The sequence below is a fragment of the Kribbella sp. genome (genome assembly GCF_035687465.1).
In the GTDB taxonomy this organism is placed as follows: Bacteria; Actinomycetota; Actinomycetes; order Propionibacteriales; family Kribbellaceae; genus Kribbella.
Genome location: NZ_DASRXP010000472.1, coordinates 1 through 17,295, shown reverse-complemented (window position 1 = coordinate 17,295; position 17,295 = coordinate 1). Strand labels below are relative to the sequence as shown.

18 protein-coding genes are annotated in these 17,295 nt (G+C 67.8%); 11 read left to right on the top strand and 7 right to left on the bottom strand.

All coding sequences use genetic code 11. The annotated features are described in order from the left end of the window. The coding region (locus VFG33_RS24855; RefSeq protein ID WP_325055356.1) for a response regulator at positions 1–585 on the bottom strand (585 nt) is incomplete at its 3' end. Beyond that, on the bottom strand, positions 582–1,175 hold the full coding sequence (locus VFG33_RS24850) for a sensor histidine kinase (protein WP_325055355.1): 594 nt from the start codon (positions 1,173–1,175) through the stop codon (positions 582–584). The genes VFG33_RS24850 and VFG33_RS24855, both read right to left, overlap by 4 nt. A gap of 324 nt (positions 1,176–1,499) precedes the next feature. On the opposite strand from VFG33_RS24850, the gene VFG33_RS24845 reads away from it, so the two are divergent. Further along, positions 1,500–4,994 carry a fibronectin type III domain-containing protein gene (locus tag VFG33_RS24845; protein ID WP_325055354.1) on the top strand — a complete coding sequence of 1,165 codons (3,495 nt, stop codon included), beginning with the start codon at positions 1,500–1,502 and terminating at the stop codon, positions 4,992–4,994. A 78-nt stretch (positions 4,995–5,072) separates the two neighbouring features. On the opposite strand, the gene VFG33_RS24840 is transcribed toward VFG33_RS24845, so the two are convergent. Beyond that, the gene (locus tag VFG33_RS24840; protein WP_325055353.1) at positions 5,073–6,119 is read right to left on the bottom strand and encodes an SIS domain-containing protein; all 1,047 of its coding nucleotides are present in this window, start codon (positions 6,117–6,119) and stop codon (positions 5,073–5,075) included. Between the two features lie 112 nt (positions 6,120–6,231). Between VFG33_RS24840 and VFG33_RS24835 the strand changes: the two genes are divergently transcribed. Next, a complete protein-coding gene (locus tag VFG33_RS24835) occupies positions 6,232–6,951 on the top strand; it encodes a GntR family transcriptional regulator (protein WP_112248548.1) in 720 nt (239 codons plus the stop codon). A 117-nt stretch (positions 6,952–7,068) separates the two neighbouring features. Next, positions 7,069–8,094: a class II fructose-bisphosphate aldolase gene (fbaA, locus tag VFG33_RS24830; RefSeq protein WP_325055352.1), complete on the top strand. Its 1,026-nt coding sequence runs from the start codon at positions 7,069–7,071 to the stop codon at positions 8,092–8,094. Positions 8,095–8,160: 66 nt separating this feature from the next. On the opposite strand, the gene VFG33_RS24825 is transcribed toward fbaA, so the two are convergent. Further along, positions 8,161–8,769: a TetR/AcrR family transcriptional regulator gene (locus tag VFG33_RS24825; protein ID WP_325055351.1), complete on the bottom strand. Its 609-nt coding sequence runs from the start codon at positions 8,767–8,769 to the stop codon at positions 8,161–8,163. Between the two features lie 74 nt (positions 8,770–8,843). Here VFG33_RS24825 and VFG33_RS24820 point away from each other — a divergent pair, with 74 nt between their 5' ends. Next, positions 8,844–9,272 (top strand): nuclear transport factor 2 family protein, encoded by a 429-nt coding sequence (locus VFG33_RS24820; RefSeq protein WP_325055350.1) that lies wholly within the window; start codon positions 8,844–8,846, stop codon positions 9,270–9,272. A gap of 60 nt (positions 9,273–9,332) precedes the next feature. On the opposite strand, the gene VFG33_RS24815 is transcribed toward VFG33_RS24820, so the two are convergent. Then, the gene (locus VFG33_RS24815; RefSeq protein ID WP_325055349.1) at positions 9,333–10,418 is read right to left on the bottom strand and encodes a type IV toxin-antitoxin system AbiEi family antitoxin domain-containing protein; all 1,086 of its coding nucleotides are present in this window, start codon (positions 10,416–10,418) and stop codon (positions 9,333–9,335) included. Between the two features lie 79 nt (positions 10,419–10,497). Continuing rightward, complete coding sequence (locus VFG33_RS24810; RefSeq protein WP_325055348.1) at positions 10,498–10,947, bottom strand: HNH endonuclease; 450 nt, start codon at positions 10,945–10,947, stop codon at positions 10,498–10,500. 146 nt (positions 10,948–11,093) lie between these two features. On the opposite strand from VFG33_RS24810, the gene VFG33_RS24805 reads away from it, so the two are divergent. Both VFG33_RS24805 and VFG33_RS24800 read left to right on the top strand, forming a co-directional pair. Continuing rightward, complete coding sequence (locus VFG33_RS24805) at positions 11,094–11,501, top strand: DUF3151 domain-containing protein (RefSeq protein ID WP_325055347.1); 408 nt, start codon at positions 11,094–11,096, stop codon at positions 11,499–11,501. 40 nt (positions 11,502–11,541) lie between these two features. Continuing rightward, positions 11,542–12,477 carry a 2-phosphosulfolactate phosphatase gene (locus VFG33_RS24800; RefSeq protein ID WP_325055346.1) on the top strand — a complete coding sequence of 312 codons (936 nt, stop codon included), beginning with the start codon at positions 11,542–11,544 and terminating at the stop codon, positions 12,475–12,477. On the opposite strand, the gene VFG33_RS24795 is transcribed toward VFG33_RS24800, so the two are convergent. Next, entirely contained in the window at positions 12,397–12,903 is a 507-nt protein-coding gene (locus tag VFG33_RS24795) for a S26 family signal peptidase (protein ID WP_325055345.1), read from the bottom strand. The two genes, VFG33_RS24800 and VFG33_RS24795, sit on opposite strands and share 81 nt — an antisense overlap. A 172-nt stretch (positions 12,904–13,075) precedes the next feature. On the opposite strand from VFG33_RS24795, the gene VFG33_RS24790 reads away from it, so the two are divergent. From VFG33_RS24790 to VFG33_RS24770, 5 genes are all read left to right on the top strand, one after another. Further along, positions 13,076–13,267, top strand: a complete 192-nt coding sequence (locus tag VFG33_RS24790) for a hypothetical protein (protein ID WP_325055344.1) — start codon at positions 13,076–13,078, stop codon at positions 13,265–13,267. Positions 13,268–13,366: 99 nt separating this feature from the next. After that, positions 13,367–13,936, top strand: coding sequence for a MauE/DoxX family redox-associated membrane protein (locus tag VFG33_RS24785; protein ID WP_325055343.1), 570 nt, complete (start codon positions 13,367–13,369; stop codon positions 13,934–13,936). A 32-nt stretch (positions 13,937–13,968) separates the two neighbouring features. Then, entirely contained in the window at positions 13,969–14,520 is a 552-nt protein-coding gene (locus tag VFG33_RS24780) for a TlpA family protein disulfide reductase (protein ID WP_325055357.1), read from the top strand. Continuing rightward, positions 14,517–16,391: an ABC transporter ATP-binding protein gene (locus VFG33_RS24775; RefSeq protein WP_325055342.1), complete on the top strand. Its 1,875-nt coding sequence runs from the start codon at positions 14,517–14,519 to the stop codon at positions 16,389–16,391. Before VFG33_RS24780 ends, VFG33_RS24775 begins: the two co-directional genes overlap by 4 nt. A 169-nt stretch (positions 16,392–16,560) precedes the next feature. Next, a partial coding sequence (locus tag VFG33_RS24770) for an MFS transporter (RefSeq protein WP_325055341.1) occupies positions 16,561–17,295 on the top strand: 735 nt, incomplete at its 3' end.

The following is a 17,295-nucleotide window of genomic DNA, read 5'->3' as shown; positions in this document are numbered from 1 at the left end:
CTTGCCGAGGATCGACTGCACGTGCGCCCGGACCGTCGTCTTCGAGATGGCCATCTGCCGCCCGATCGCGACCGTCGTCATCCCCGCCACCAGACAGCCCAGTACTTCGCGTTCGCGGGGCGTCAGGTAGGACGCCAGGAAGTGCGCGTGCGTCCTCGTCGTCTCGGCGCCCAGCCCGAGCGCGTCACGCAGCAGGTTGTCGTCGGCGTAGGTTTCGCCGACCGAGACGCGAGCGATCGCGGTCAGGATGTCGTCGACGCCACGGTCCTTGGACGCGACACCACTGGCGCCGGCCGCCATTGCCTTACGCAGTACCTCGGCCCCCGTCCGCGCCGTCAGGACGAAGACGCGGACGAACGCGTTGACCGCCACGATCTGGCCGACGACGTCGATGCCGTCGGCATCGGGAAAGCCCAGGTCGACCACGCAGACGTCAGCGATGTCTGTACGCAACGCCTCGATCAGCTTGACGGGATCCTCGAGCACGTCGACGATCTCATAGCCGTGACCGGCCAGCACGCTGGCCAGGGCCTGGGCGAAGACCAGGTGATCGTCACAAACGATCACCCGTGTGGCCGCGGTCAAGACGGAGCTGAGGTCGGGAGGATCAGACTGACGGCGGCGCCGCCCAGATCGGAGTCCCCGACCTTCACCAGGCAACCGGCCGCGGTGGCCAGTTCCAGCACGATCGACAGGCCCTGGGACGCGAGTCCCGTCGGGCCGTGACCGAAGCCGGGACCGGAGTCGGCGACCTCGACCACCACGTTGCGGCGCGTCCGGGTCGGACCGACCCGCACTTCGACCCGGCCGACCCCGGCGGCGCGCACAGCGTTGCCGATCAGGTTCCGCAGGATCCGGCGCAGCGACGCCCGGTCGATGGTGACCGGATCGACGTCGACCGCCCGGACGGCCAGCGTCGCCGGCGTCGTCGGCGCGAGCGGCTCGATCACCCCTCGGGCCACCTCGGCCACGTCGACGAGTTCGCTGCCGGCCACGCCCGGCCGCAGCTGCCGCAGGAGCGAGTTGATCTCCGCCGACTCGGCGTCGATCAGCCCGAGCAGGCGGAGCCGGGCGGCCTTGTCGGGGGCCAGCTGGGCCGCCGAGGTCAAAGCCCGGACTGTCGCGATCTCATGGACCAGGTCGTGCCAGACGTCGGCGGGCAGACTTCTGCCCACGGACGTGGTCGCACTCCTGGAATGGTTGTTGCCCAGCACACTGACCGTCACGGTGCCCCCCACCGGTCGACGTACGAGCGGATACACACCGCCCACGAGAGCCCAAACTCGGCTCTTCCCCCGGGTTGGACGGTAAAGGCAACGTTAAGTGATGTCAATCCGGCCAGTATCTACACGCTGTCACGAAAGGGCATCGATCACCGGTTCCGCTCATCCACCTAGTGCAGATGGATGAGTCGCGTCCCCTGCACTGTCCCGATCCCATTCGCCGCGCGGATCGCGAAGATGAAATCTCGCGTGTCCTGGCTACCGGGGGTTTTCCTGATGAGTTCTCTGCGTGTGCGTTCCGCCTTACGTCCTGCAGTACTGGCGGTGACGACGATCCTGGCCCTGGTGACGGCCGGGATCGTGACCGCCCCGCTAGCCCTCGCGGCCGGCCCGCCGCGCATCGACCTCAAGGTCCTGGTACTGACCGACAACGAGCCAATGGTCGAGGCCATTGCCGCCGAGCTCGACGACGAAGGGGTTCCCTACACCCAGCTTGACCTGACCAGCGCATCCCGGCCGGTCATCGATGCCGTCTATCTGTCGGACACCGTGGCTTCGGTGCCGAGGGCAAAGTTCCAGGCAGTGGTCCTGCCGAACGAGGCGCCCGCGGGGCTCACCCCGACCGAGCTGACGGCACTGCACACCTTCGAGGCAGCCTTCGGTATCCGCCAGGTCGACGCCTCGACCTGGGCCAACCCCGCTGTCGGCTTGAACTACGCCGCGTCTCCGGGTTACGTCGGCACCCTCGACGGCGTCACTGCCACAGTCACACCCGAAGGTCGCGCAGCGGAGTTCCGGTCTCTCGACGGTCCTGTCACGTTCGAGAACGCGGACCCCGTCGAGTCGGAGAGCTACGGCTTCGTCGCTACGCCGATGGCGGACGACCCGGTGGCCAAGACGTCCTTCAAGGTACTCATGTCCGCGCCGATGACCCCCTTGGCCGACGCTGGTTCCCTGGTTGGTGTCTACACCCACGAAGGCCGCGAAGAACTCGTCATCACCTTTAATTACAACGAGTTCCAGGAGCAGTTCCAGACGATCGCGCCCAGCATCGTCGGCTGGATGACGCGTGGTGTGCACCTCGGCTTCAACCGGAACTATTTCTCGGTGCAGGTCGACGACATCCTGATCCCGGACCTGCGCTGGAGCGCCGAGGCGAACTGCACGCCCGGCGACCTCTGCCCCCCCGGTACCCCGCTGAACGCCGAGATCCGGATGGTGCCGGCCGACGTCGATCACCTGATGACTTGGCAGACCGCCAACGGGATGCCGCTCGACATGACGTACAACGCCGAGGGCGCGGAAGATCCCGCCGATCCGCTGACCACCAAGTTGGTGACCAACAAGGCTTCGTTCCGGTGGCTGAACCACACCTACTCCCACCCGTACCTGGGATGCGTCCAGAACTTCGCCGTCATCCCGTGGGTGTGCGCCACGGATGCAGGGGGTGCGATCCAGTACGAGCCGATGTCCCTGATCACCAGCCAGATCGACCAGAACAAGGCGTGGGCCGCGGCGAACGGGATCACGCTCGATGAGGGCGAACTGGTCACCGGTGAGCACTCCGGTCTGAAGACACTGCCTCAGATGCTGGTGGACAACCCGAACCTGGCGCCCGGCCTGCAGGCCAGCGGTATCGCGTTCACCGCTTCCGACGCGTCCCGTGAGTTCGAGCAGCGCCAGATCGGCACCACGCTGACAGTGCCGCGCTACCCGATGAACATCTTCTACAACGTCGCCACCCAGGCCGAGGAGGTGGACGAGTACAACTGGATCTACAACAGCCGCGTCGATGGCGGCAGCGGGGTCTGCGAGGACAACCCCGCCACCTCCACCTGCATCGCACCACTGAGCACGACGACCGGATTCATGTCCTACATCGTGCCGATCGAGATCCGGAACGCGACCCAGCATCTGCTGAACAACGACCCGCGGCCGCATTACGCGCACCAGTCGAACCTCACCGAGGACAAGATCCTGTATCCGGTGCTGGACGGCATCCTGGCGAAGTACAACGCGGCGCACGCGACCAACACGCCGCTGCTGCACCCCTCGCTACGTGAGTCGGGCACCCTGCTGAAGCAGGCTGCCGCATGGAAGACCAACAAGGCGGCAGTGAGCGCCTACGCGATCGGGTCGAATGTCACGGTGGCCAGCACGTCCGGCAGCGCCATCGACGTACCGGTGACGCTTCCTGAGGGCACTACTCAGGGGGGCACTGCTTTCGGGCAGGCCTACGCCGGTGAGCGGTCCGCGCAGGTCGCGTTCGCCGCTTCGCAGACGCAGCAGTACGTCCTGCCGGCAGGCGCGGGCTACCCGTTCACTGCGGTGGTCGCGGCCGCGCCGGTGATCGGCACGGCGACAGCAGGCAGCGCCTCGGCGACAGTGACATGGACCGCGCCGACCGACACTGGTGGCACGGCAATCACTGGCTACGAGGTAGGAGTGGTCAACAGTGCGGGCACGCAGATCGGCGCGTTGCGTCCGGCAGCCGCAGGTGCGACCAGCTTGGCGGTAACCGGATTGACCAACGGGACGGCGTACCGCTTCCAGGTACGCGCTCTGAACTCCGTCGGTGCGAGTCCGTACTCCGCGTTCTCGACTGCCGTCACTCCATCAGCCTTGCCAGGTGTTCCGGCCCTCGGCACCGTGACGCCGGGCAATGCCTCGGCGACGGTGACCTGGACCGCCCCAGCGTCCTCTGGCGCTTCGGCGATCACCGGTTACAGCATCCGGGTCTACCGCTCGGGTTCGCTCATCAACACGATCGCAGTTCCGGCGACGCCGCTGAGCAGGACGTTCACCGGCCTGATCAACAACCAGCCGCACACGTTCGCGATCGCCGCGGTGAACGCCTCCGGTACCAGCGCGTACTCCGCACAGTCGGCCCCGGTGACACCGACTGTGGGCGCGCCGCCAGGCACTCCTGCCTTCGGTGCGATCACGGCGGGCAACGCGTCGGCCACGGTCAACTGGACGGCGCCGGCGAGCACAGGCGGCTCGGCGATCTCCGGTTACAGCATCCGGGTCTACCGGTCCGGTTCGCTGATCAACACCATCGCCGTGCCGGCCACACCGTTGAGCAGGACCTTCACCGGCCTGACGAACGGGGCACCGCACACGTTCGCGATCGCCGCTGTGAACGCAGGCGGGACCAGCCCGTACTCCGCGCAGTCGGCAGCTGTGACTCCGACAGCGGGAGCCGTACCCGGTGCACCGACGATCAGTTCGGTGACGGCGGGCAACGCGACAGCGACAGTGAACTGGGCAGTGCCGGCTAGTACAGGTGGGTCGGCGATCTCCGGTTACAGCATCCGGGTCTACCGCTCGGGCGCGCTGATCAACACGGTCGCGGTTGCGGCGTCTCCGCGGAGCAGGACCTTTACCGGCCTGATCAACGGGCAACCGCACACGTTCGCGGTCGCTGCCGTGAACGCAGGCGGAACCGGCGCGTACTCCGCGCAGTCGGCAGCCGTGACTCCCAAGGGAGTACCTGCGGCACCAGTGATCGGTACCGCCACAGCGGGGGTGGCCTCGGCCACCATCCGCTGGTCGGCACCGACCAATAACGGCGGCGAGGCGGTGACCAGCTACCTGGTCAGGTCGTACCGCTCCGGCACCCTGATCAACACCAAGACCGTGGCCGGCTCGGCCCTGAGTGTGGTGAACACGGGGCTGCTCAGGCAACCGCACCGGTTCTCGGTCGCCGCGGTCAACGCGATCGGTACAAGTTCCTACTCGGCCCAGTCCAACCAGGTGGTTCCTACCTGAAGTTGAGCTGAGCAACTAAATCCCGCCCGCTCGGTCCCCACAGACCGATCGGGCGGGATCGTTCCGTCCGGCACGCGCTCAGTCCGTCTGGGTGACCTTGCGCAGGCCGCGCGGGGCGTCGGGGTCGAGACCGAGCTTGCGGGCCAGGGCCTCGATGGCGCGCTGGGCCGGGATGATCAGCGCCAGCGGGGCCAGCGTTTCGGGCAGGTCCGGGCCGGTCAGGTTCACGTCGCAGCGCGAGGCGAAGGTGGCGTCGCCGCCGATCCCGAGGATCTTGCTGCCCTTCTCGCGGACGATCGAGGCCAGTTCAGTCATCCCCGGCAACGCGGGTCCGTCCCCGGCGGCGACGAGGATGGTGACCAGGTCGGCGTCGACGACTGCGATCGGCCCGTGCTTGAGATCGGCGTACGAGAGTCCGCGGACCGGCTGTAGGCAGGTCTCCTCCAGCTTCAGGGCGACCTCGAGCGTCGTACCGAAGGTGAGGCCGCGGCCGCTGGCCAGGAAGTCGTGGGCGCCGCTGAGCAGGTCGGCCGCGGCGTCGACCGAGCCTTCCAGCATCTTCGCGGCCGCGTCGGGGACGCGCGCGATGTCGGCGTCGAGGGTGCCCGGCTTCTGCGCGAGCGCGTCGACCGCGACCGTGATCGCGGCGAGCTGCGTCGTGTAGGTCTTGGTCGCCGGGACCGCGAGCTCCTTGCCGGCCTGGGTGATCAGCACGACGTCGGCGGTCGAGGCCAGCGGGCTGTCGCCGTCATTGGTGATCCCGACGACCGCGGCGCCGTTGCGCTTGGCCCACTCCGCGGTGTCGACGATCTCCTGGGTGGCGCCGGACTGGCTGACCGCGACGACCAGCGAGTTCGAGAGGTCGAGGTTGGCGCCGTACAGGGTGGCCACCGACGGCGCGGCCAGCGAGGCCTGCCGGCCGGCGTGGATCTCGGTCAGGTAGCGGCCGTAGACACCGGCGTTGTCGGAGGACCCGCGGGCCACGAAGATGACGTGCCGGCGACCGGCGGCGAGCCGGGTGATGTCGTGCCGCAGTGGCAGCACGTGCTCGAAGGTCGCGGCCAGCGCGGCCGGCTGTTCGGCGATCTCGCGGGCCATCTGGGTGGCAGGGGCGGGGACAGACACCACTGGGATCACTGGTCCTATCTGGTCTTAACAGGTATGCTGCGCACGATAGCAGTGAGCGGTACCCCGGGGCACCCCCGAGTGCCGCCCAGGTCTGGAGGATCGAGATTCGATGGTGGCTACCAAGCGGGCCCAGGTCCGATCGGTGCTGGAACGGCTGATCGACGTCGAGCTGCACCCCGGCGACCCGATCCCCTCCGAGCGTGCCCTGGTGGACAAGCTGAACGTCTCCCGGGTGACCGTCCGGCAGGCGATCAGCGATCTGGTCGAGTCCGGCGCGCTGGAGCGCGTGCACGGTAAGGGGACCTTCGTCACCGGCCCCCAGGTCGACTCGCAACTGCACCTGACCTCCTTCTCGCGGGAGATGCGGGCCCGCGGCCTCGAGCCGGGCACGGTGGTGCTCTCGGCCACCGAGATCGAGGCGTCCGACGAGACCGCCAAGGGCCTGCGGGTCCCGAAGGGCACCAAGGTGATCCGGGTCGAGCGGCTCCGGACCGCCGACGCCTCGCCGATGGCCTACGAGATCGGCTACTACCCGTCCGCGCTCTTCCCCGGCCTGCTCGGCCGCGAACTCGGCACCCTGTACGACGTCTTCGCGAGCGAGTACGACGTCGTCGTCACCTCTGGTGAGCAGACTGTCCGGGCGGACAACGCCGACGGTCATGTCGCCCGGGTCCTCGGGGTGGCCCGGCGGGCACCGCTGCTGGTCCTCGAGCGCACCACCTTCGCCGGCCGCAAGGTCGTCGAGCTGTCCTGGTCGGCGTACCGTGCCGACCGCTACCGCCTGCACATGGCCCTCACTCCCCGAGGCCCACGGACCGGCTCAGCCTGATCAACTCCCCGGTTACCTGACCGGCCCGGCAGGGAGGCCGCCGCGTACGACGAGGTGCGCGGCGGACATACTGGAGTCCAACCCACATGAACTTTGCTGTGAGGAGTACCGCGAGACATGCCTATTGCCACCCCTGAGGTCTACGCCGAGATGCTGGACAAGGCCAAGCAGAACAGCTTCGCCTACCCGGCCATCAACGTCAGCTCGTCGCAGACGCTGATCGCCGCGATCCGTGGTTTCGCCGAGGCCGGCTCGGACGGCATCGTCCAGGTCTCCACCGGCGGCGCGGAGTACCTGTCCGGCTCGACCGTGAAGAACATGGTGACCGGCTCGGTCGCACTGGCCGCGTACGCGCACGAGGTCGCGAAGAACTACAACGTGAACATCGCGCTGCACACCGACCACTGTCCGAAGGACAAGCTGGACGGCTTCGTCCGGCCGCTGCTGGAGATCTCCGCCGAGCGGGTCGCCCGTGGCGAGAACCCGCTGTTCCAGTCCCACATGTGGGACGGTTCCGCGGTCCCGCTGGAAGAGAACCTCGAGCTCGCCAAGGACCTCCTGGCCAAGGCCGCGGCCGCCAGGATCGTGCTCGAGATCGAGGTGGGCGTCGTCGGTGGTGAGGAGGACGGCGTCGCGAACGAGATCAACGAGAAGCTCTACACCACCGTCGAGGACGGCCTGGCCACGGTCGAGGCGCTCGGCACCGGCGAGCACGGTCACTACCTGACCGCGCTCACCTTCGGCAACGTGCACGGCGTCTACAAGCCGGGCTCGGTCAAGCTGCGGCCGGAGATCCTGAAGGAGATCCAGGACCAGGTCGGCGCCAAGGTCGGCAAGGACAAGCCGTTCGACCTCGTCTTCCACGGCGGCTCCGGCTCCACCCTGGAGGAGATCCGGGCCGCGGTCGACTACGGCGTGATCAAGATGAACGTCGACACCGACACGCAGTACGCGTTCACCCGTCCGGTCGCCGGCCACATGTTCACCAACTACGACGGTGTGCTGAAGGTCGACGGCGAGGTCGGCAACAAGAAGGCCTACGACCCCCGCGCCTGGGGCAAGGCGGGCGAGGCCGGCATGGCCGCCCGCGTCGGCGAGGCCTGCGAAAGCCTCCGCTCCACCGGCACCTCCCTGCTGGCCTGACCACCTGCACCACAGCTGTTCATCCGGAGGGCTCGTCGCTGACCGCGACGGGCCCTCCGGTCTGTCTCAGCGGTTGGTGCGGGCGCTGTGGATCAGTGCCTGACCAGCCCAGACCATGGTGTCGATGGCTTCCTCGGCCTCGAGACCGGCCGCGTCCCGGGTAGCGACCAGCGCCTCGACGCCGCAGACGAGCATGACCGCATGGACGACCCGCAGGAACTCCTTCGGTGGCAGCTCGTCCTCGAGCGGCCGCAGGGCCAGACTCACCCCGTCGAACCGGGCGGTCGACCGCACCGGCACCATCTCGCCGCCCTTCTCCCACTGCGCGAACCAGCGTTCGAGCGTCGCCTGCAGGACTCCACGCCAGATCGGTTCGTCCGCGAACTGCCACCGCCCGATGGTGCGGATCAGCAACTCGATCCGCACCGCCGGATCGTCGCCCGCGTCCGCGAGTACCTCCTCGAAGCTGGGCAGGTCGCGGGTCACCGACACCGAGGCGTCGGCGCGCAATGACTTGGGGTTGGGGAAATACCGGTACGCCGTCGCGACCGAGATCCCCGCCGCTTCGGCGACCTGCGCGACGGTCGGCGACTCGCCGCCGTCCCGCAACACCTTGAAGTAGGCGTCGATCAGCGCCTTACGAGTGCGCTGCTTCTGCTGGTCCCGGCCGGTCATCTAACCCACTTGACGTGAGAATGAATTCTCATGATGATAAATGTATCGCATCATCACGAGACCTGGGGGATCGCATGACACCGCAAGAGATGGACGAGGTTCTGGACCGGCATTTCGCCGGCGAGGCCTCGCACGACCTGGAGGCCGTCCTGGCCACGCTGCATGAGGACGTCGAGCACGATGTGGTGGGGCTTGGCGTGATCAGGGGACGCGCCAACGTGGCACCGCTGTACCAGGGGATGTTCGACGAGACAGGCGACGAGTCCTTCGCCCCGATCAGCCGGCAGTACGGTGACGACTTCCTCGTCGACGAGGTCATGATGACGCAGCGGATCAACGGCGACATGTTCGGCGTCCCCGGCAACGGAACCGTCGTCACCTGGCGGCTGCTCCACGTCTGCGAGTTCCGCGACGGCCTGATCAGCCGCGAGAACGTCTGGATGGACACCGGCGCCATCATCGCCCAACTCACCGCAGCCCAGGGCCATGGCACCGAGAGCTGACCGGGCCGCGGGCACGGACCCCCGCTGGCCGTAGCGCCCTGGCCGGGCTGGGTGGGGTGCTCAGCCGGGGAGGTCGTGGTCGGCGGGGTAGCTGGATTCTCGTCTTCGTCGGCTGGGCTGGGTGCCGGGGCGTTTTCGTCGGCGGCGGTCGGGGTCGAAGGCGCGCACGCCGGTACGGCGGGACGCGCGGGCGAAGGTGGTTCGGACGCGGTCGACGACGAGCGCGGCGTCGTCCAGGTCGGACCAGGAGATCCAGCAGTGCTCGACCGGCTCCGGATCGGCTGGTTCGCCGCGGCGTGGTGCTCCGAAGACCCGTTCGGCGACCTCCTCCAGGTAGTCGTCGAACTCCTCGCACCAGAAGGGCCTGCGCGGCTCGAACTCCACCACGGTCCGCTCGTCCGGGAACCAGAGTGAGCAGCTGACCAGCTCGCCCTCGATCAGCGGAGGAGGCGATGCGGAGGGCGCAGGCAGCCCCGCCTCGGCCAGGATCAGCCGAAGCCGCGATTCCGCCACGGATGCCGACTCCGCCCCGGCTAGCGCCACCACCCGTTGCGCCTGCTCGATCCCGTCCACCAACTGGTTCACTGCCCGCTTCAGCAGTGTGGACGTGGTCAGCCCCGCGTAGAGCGCCGCCTCCGCCAGAACGACAGCGGGCGCCAGCGGCGAGTTCGCCGACGAAGTCTCCGAAGTCACTGGAACTAACGCTGCCACCTCCGCCACCGCACGTGCTGGTGACACCAGACGCAATCCGTTCCACACCTGGACCCCCGGACCGATCGGATCCCGGACATTCCGGTGCACCTCACCCCGCGACCCGCCCGGCCCGTCCCTGGCGGTCACGTGCACCTCTGACAGGTCGAGCCCCCAGAGTGGAAGTGCATGGAGTGCGGCTGCCGACTGGTGGCTCGCGGTCAGCCCGGGATCGCCGTACCGGAGGACGCGATGGATGCGGCGCAGGTACAGCATCTCGTCGGTCACGACGGCGAAGGTCCGGTGCGGGGCATAGGTGCCCGGCCGGATCCGGCGCCAGCCGCCGGTGTCCAGCAGGGAGTCGATGTCGGGGTCGGGGTAGCCGCAGGCCCGCGCGTCGGCGCGGGTGAACAGGCCGCCGCGGATCTGGGTCATCACGCTGAGTTGTGGGTTCACACCGGAGAAGATGCAGTGCTCAGCCGGTCCTCAGCGCGATGACCTCAAAGCTGTGGAAAAAGGGCACAAAAAAGGCCCGTCATGTCTTGATGACGAGCTCAGCGCGGGTTGGTACCCAGGGTTGCCAGAGGAGCGGCATATTGGCCTCCGCGGGCGTCCGGTTGCCTTTCCGCTCATTGCAGGAGGCGTGGGCGGCGACCGCATTGAGCCACTCGGTGCGGCCGCCCCTGGATCTGGGTTGGACATGGTCCATGGTGTCGGCGTTGTCCAGGCCGCAGTACGCGCAACGGAACCTGTCGCGCCGCAGTACGCCGTGCTTGCTGTACTTCATCCGGCCGGCCGCATACCGCCAGTGGGTGACCACATACCGGACCAGGCGGAGCACCCTGGGAACCGGAAAAGGGCCGATGGTCCGCTCGCCGTGCGCCTCTTCGACCACTGCGACCTCGCGGACCAGCATCCGGATGGCGTGCTGGATCGACACGGTGTGCAGCGGCTCGTACGACGCGTTCAGGACTATGACGCTCATCCGGGTGCCTCCTTCCGGCCGTAGCTGGGAACCACGGCGGCCTCGACGCAGGGTCTCAAGCATCCGTGGCCGTCCGGTGAACGGTCAACGGATTTCGTCAGACGGTCACGTGCCTGTTCGACTGCGGGATCGGCGAGGATGTGCTCATGGAATTGAACAATCTTCTGTCCGGCCCACCCGAGACACTACTCCCCGTAGACCCCGCGGCAGCGGAACTCGCCGCCGGGCTCCCGCCGGTGGGGGCCGCGGCCAAGTTCCCGACGTCCTCCCTGGCCTGGTCCCTGCTGGCCGAGGAGGCGTTCGCCGGGGGCCGCACGATCGAGGCCTACGCCTACGCCCGGACCGGCTACCACCGCGGTCTGGACCTGCTCCGCCGCAACGGCTGGAAGGGTCACGGGCCGGTCCCGTGGGAGCACGAGCCGAACCGTGGCTTCCTCCGCTGCCTGGCCGTCCTGGGCAAGGCAGCCGCCGCCATCGACGAGAAGGAGGAGGCAGAACGCTGCGTCACCTTCCTCCGAGACTCGTCCCCAACCGCCGCCGACGTACTGGCCTGACAGTTTGTGGGGACTGGGGCCGGCGGGACAGAATCCGTCGGTGACCAGCCCCTACGCGCAGTCCGGCTTCCGTCTCCGCTTCGACTGGGGACCTGCCGGTGCGGCCGAGGTCGGCGCCGGGCTGGTCGCGGTAGTCGACGTACTGTCCTTCACCACCGCGGTGACGGTCGCCGTAGACCAGGGCATCGACGTCCTGCCGTACCGCTGGCGTGACGAAAGCGCAGCCGCGTACGCCGAACAGCACGACGCGGTACTGGCGGTCGGCCGGTCGCAAGCGGGTGAGACAGGAATCAGCCTGTCACCCGCGTCGATCCGGCGAGGTCACAGCTTGCAGGGGCCGAGGACCGTGCAGCGGCTGGTGTTGCCGTCGCCGAACGGCTCGACGATCTCGCAGCAACTCGCTGCCAGTGGAAGCATCGTGCTGGCGGTTTCGTTGCGCAACATCTCCGCAGCTGCCGCGTGGACCGCCGCCCGAATGAAGGACGACCCGTCCCTCACAGTTGCCGCGATCGCAGCGGGTGAGCGCTGGTCCGACGGATCCCTCCGGCCGGCTGTGGAAGACCTGTGGGGTGCCGGCGGCTTCCTGACTGCGTTGGTAGCTCAGGGCGTCGGTCAGCTCTCACCGGAAGCCCGAGCCGCCGCCGCGGCGTACCGGGACGTTGCAGACGACCTGCCGGAACTCCTGTACGAGTGCGCGGGCGGCAGGGAGCTGACCGCCTACGGATTCCCCGAAGACGTCGCCATCGCAGCTGAACTCGACTCGAGCAAGTCGGTCCCCACTCTCGAGGACGTCGCCTTCCGCCAAGCCGAAACGGTCTGGTCTCCGGCACGGCACACTGCGCTCCGAGGGCGTGAGGATCTTGGCCACGGCCTCGCCTTCCACCAGGGGCCCGTGTCAGGTCCGGGCTCCGGTGCTCAGGCGGCGGAGGACCAGGCCGAAGACGCGTTCCACCGGGATGTAACCGATCTGACGTGAGTCGTAGCTCTCGTCCGGGTTGTCGCCGACGACCAGCAGTCGACCCGCCGGGACCGTGTCGCCCTCCAGAAGCTTGCCTACAGCGACTTTAGGGACGGAATCGCCTGGCAGTGCGACGATCCGCTTGACGATCCACCGCCGGTCAGTCTCACCCGGCCCCGCCGGCGGCCGCTGCCACGGAACGGTGACACCTTCCTGGACGACCACCCCGGCGTCGTACGGAGACTCGAGCACCACGACATCCCCGACCCGCAGCGGCCGCGGCACGCGCCAGGCAAGCAACCTGTCCTGGTCGCAAAGGGTCGGCTCCATGCTGCGGCCGGCCACGGTCACAGCGGCCAGTCGCCGCCTCGCTGTGCGCGCTCCGAGGAACGCCAGCAGAGTGACAAGGCCGAGCCCGGCGGCCACGCTTGTTCGCTTCGGCATCGCGTCACAGTATCCAATCCGTGAATGTCAATCCCTGCTGGATGGCAAGAATCGGACTCGGCCGCGGCCGTCTGCTTTCTGCCAATGATGGTGTGCCGGATCACTGGCCGGTTGGCGAGAATCGCCGATACTCTCTTGCCAGTTATCCGCCCTCCTCGGAAAGGAATAACACATGGTCAAAGCATTGCAGAATCTGGGTGACCGCCTCGTCGGACGGTTGGTGCCGGAGGTTGTCGCAGAAGCCGGTGTTCAGGATTACCAGCTGAGCTGCGGCTGTTACTGGGACTCTCCGGGCTACATCAAGAAGGTCAAGAACTGTGCGAACGGCAAGTGCGGGGCCTGCTACAGCGTGGGTGCCTGCTAGCGCCTGCCGGACCGCCACGCTCTCTGAACAGTGCGATGCCGGTGGCGGGAAACTTCCGCCATCGGCATCGTCAATTCCGGCCGCGGCACGGAAGGGCTCATGTCATATCTATTCCTAGCGTGTTCCGTCGCCCTCAGCCTCGTTTTCGGAGCATCTTCGGCGAGCAAAGTGGGGCGTTCCGCATTCCGGGGTTTCACCGCCTCGGCCGGCCCGCTGAAAATGCTGCCACAGTCATTCCGACCGCTGGCCTCGCGCGCGGTCGTAGTGGCCGAGATCGCACTGACGGCGGTGTTGCTGATCGGAACAGGAGCCGCTGCCACGTCTGCGCTGGTGCCTGTCGCAGTCGTGGGTCTGGCTGGCGCAGCGGTCTTGTTGCTGGCTTTCACGATCGCCATCGTGGCGACGCTGCGCCGCGGCGGGCAGCAGGCCTGCCGCTGCTTCGGAGCCAGGGCGATACCGCTCGGCCCCGCGCACGTGGTTCGCAATGCTCTGCTCCTCGCGGTCGCGCTGGCCGGTCTCGTCACTGTCAGCGGAGCCGATCCGTCGGTTGAACCGGGCGGCGCCGCGCTGGCCGGCGTCGCGGGTCTGGTGGCCGGGCTACTGGTGACGCGGTTCGACGACCTGACCGATCTGTTCAGTACCCCAGAAATCTCCGCCGGCGGTCGTTGAGGCCCGGCGTACTCGACAAGGAGAAGGTCTTGGTGATCCTGACGGCCGCGGTGGTCCTGGTCGGCGTGCTCGTGCTGCTTGATCTGTTGCTCACCCTCGGGCTGATCAAGCGGGTACGCACCCACGCCGAGTTGCTGGACAAGCTTGTCAACGCGACCCCGGCCTCAGCGCACGCTGTGGAGCCTGGCCAGTTGCCACCCGGCAGGCCTGTCGGCGAGTTCAGTGCCACCACCTCCGAAGGCCTGGAGATCTCGCGGGAATCGTTCGACGCGGGCGTTGTCCTCGGCTTCTTCTCGACCTGGTGCGACACCTGTGCCGAGCAATTGCCCGGCTTCCTGGCCTTTGCCGAGCCCCTGGGCCGGGAGCGCGTGCTCGCGGTTGTCCACGGCGACGAGGATCAACTGGTCGACCTGGTCGCGACCTTGGCGAAGGTGGCGCAGGTCGTGGTCGAGGCGGAGAACGGACCGGTGGCCCAGGCCGTGGGTGTTCAGGCCTTCCCGACGATGGCCGTTGTCGACAAGGACTGGCGGGTGACTTCGAGCGGCTACTCGGCGGAGACGCTCACGGCTGTTGCGCTCCGATGACCGATCGCGGGGCCGCGGCAGAGCCTGACGTGGGTTCGGTCAGGTCGTTGCTTGGCGGTGCCGTCGAGGCGCTGGTGGTGGCCTGGCGCGCCGCGCCTGGCGGCTTCGTCGGCTACGTGCTGGCAAGTGTCGTCAGCGGGCTCGCGCCGGTAGCGGTCGCCTGGCTGATGAAGCTGGTCCTCGATCGGCTGACCACGGGGACCACCCCGACCGGCGAGCTGACGCTGCTCGCGGGCGGTCTTGCCGTCGCCGGCCTGGCGACCGCGGTGACCGGCGAGCTGGTGCGGTATCTCGCCGCCGAGGTCGCCCGGCGCGTCACGGTGCTGACCCGGGACCGTCTGTACGAAGCCACCGGGCGGATGACCGGACTGGCCAAGCTCGAGGATCCCGCGTTCCGCGACCGGTTGCAGATGGCCGAGCAGCACAGTCAGTCCGGTCCGATGATCATCCTCGACGCGGTGATCGGCAGCATCCGGTACCTGCTCACCCTGGTCGGCTTCGTGGTCACCTTGGTGGCCCTGAGCCCGCTGATGGCCGCTGTGGTGATCGCCGCCGCGCTGCCCGGCCTGTACGCCGAACTGAAGCTGAGCCGGCGTCGTGCGGAGATGATGGCGGGTCTCACTCCGACCGAGCGACGGGAATACTTCTACGGCGACCTGATGACCGGCCTGGAAGCGGCGAAGGAGATCCGCCTGCTCGGCCTCGGACGGCTGTTGCGTGGACGGATGCTCACCGAACTCCGCAGGGCGAACGTCGGCCGGCGACGGATGGACCGGCGTGATCTGCTGGTCCAGGGGCTGCTCGGTGCCCTCGGTGCGGTGGTGTCGGGCGTCGGTCTGATCTGGGCGGTACTTGCCGCTGGCAACGGCCGGTTGACGCTTGGCGACATCTCGGTCTTCGTCGCCGCCCTCGCCGGTGTGCAGGCTGCCTTGACGGCCCTGGCCAGTGGCACCGGGATGGCGCACAACGCGCTACTGATGTTCGCGCACTTCCGGGCGGTGACGAACGAAGGGCCGGGGCTGCCGGTGGCAGCTGAGCCGGTTCCGGTGCCCGATCTGCGGCACGGGATCGAGTTCAAGGATGTCTGGTTCCGCTACAGCGATGAGCATCCTTGGGTGCTGAGTGGTGTCGATCTGTTCATCCCGTTCGGACAGGCGACGGCTCTGGTCGGTCACAACGGTGCCGGCAAGAGCACGCTGGTGAAGCTGCTCTGTCGTTTCTACGATCCGACCATCGGCAAGGTGTGCTGGGACGGGATCGACCTGCGTGACCTGGACGTGGCTGAGTTGCGCCGGCGCCTTGGCGCGGTGTTCCAGGACTTCATGTGTTACGAGCTGACCGCCGCCGAGAACATCGCCTTCGGTGAGGTCGACGGTGCGGAGGAACTCTCGCCGGACTATCGTCCCCGCGTCCAGGATGCCGCGCGCCTGGCCGGGATCGACAGCACCCTGGAGTTCCTGCCTCGCGGCTACGACACCATGCTGTCCCGGATGTTCTTCAACGAGCAGGACAAAGACGACCCCGGGACCGGTGTGCTGTTGTCAGGCGGCCAGTGGCAGCGGGTCGCGCTGGCTCGGGCCTTCCTGCGGGACCGGCGGGATCTGCTGATCCTCGACGAACCGACCTCAGGTCTGGACGCGGAAGCGGAGTACGAGATCCACACCAGCCTCGCAGCCCACAGAAAGGGCCGCACCAGCGTGCTCATCTCCCACCGGCTAGGGGCAGTACGGGACGCCGACCGCATCGCAGTACTGGTAGACGGCCGCATCGCCGAGTTGGGCAACCACGACACCCTGATCTCCACAGGCGGCACCTACGCCCGCCTCTTCGACCTTCAGGCCAGCGGATATTCCACGCCCGGGTTGTCGTAGGATGAGGGCGTCAACCAAAGTCGAAGTACTGCCCGTTGACAGAGCCGGCAGGCGGTGTGCGTCCCCGCTTCCTGCCAAAACATGGACGGTTGTAGGCGGCATGACGGACCGGTAGAGCAGGACGCCCACGGTCAGATCACCGCCCCTCCGGGCAGTGGAAGGTCTTACCGTGCCGGCTGTCACCGGACGGATCCGCACGCCCGAAACCCAGCAAACCGGCTACCGTGCCGCGCTGCGGACACCTGGAGCGTGGAAGTTCTACCTGGCCGCCTCGCTGGCGAGGATCGGCATCGCGATGACCGGGCTGGGCATCGTCTGGCTCATCCACGGAGCGACCGGCTCGTACGGCACTGCCGGCGCCGTGACGGGTGGTTTTGCGGTCGCCGAAGCAATCGGTGGGCCGCAGGTCGCGCGGCTGATCGATCGCTACGGGCAGACCCTGATGCTGCCCATCATCCTGCTCGTACACGCGATGGCAGTGGCGCTGCTGATCGGTCTCGCGATGTCGCCAGCACCACTTGCGTACCTTGTCGTCGCTGGAGTCCTAGCCGGCGGATCGCTGCCACAGGTGGGAGCGCAGACAGCAGCCCGCTGGTCGCATGCATTGCGCGGCCACCCGGCTCTGGCCTCAGCGTTCGCCCTGGAATCACTGGGCGTCGGCCTGGCCTTCCTGGTCGGTCCGGCTCTGGTCGGGACAGTCAGTTCTCTGGTCAGCCCGGTAGCCGGCTCAGCGCTCGCTACCGCTTTTGTTCTGGCCGGAGGCTTCGCCCTAGCGATCCAACGCCGTACTGCGCCTCCGCCGAGCAGACCGAGTCGCCACAGCCATGAGCGACCGGCAAGCCTGATGCGCGTTGGGTTCCTCGCACTCGCCGGTACCAGCATCGCGATCGGCTTGTTCTTCGGG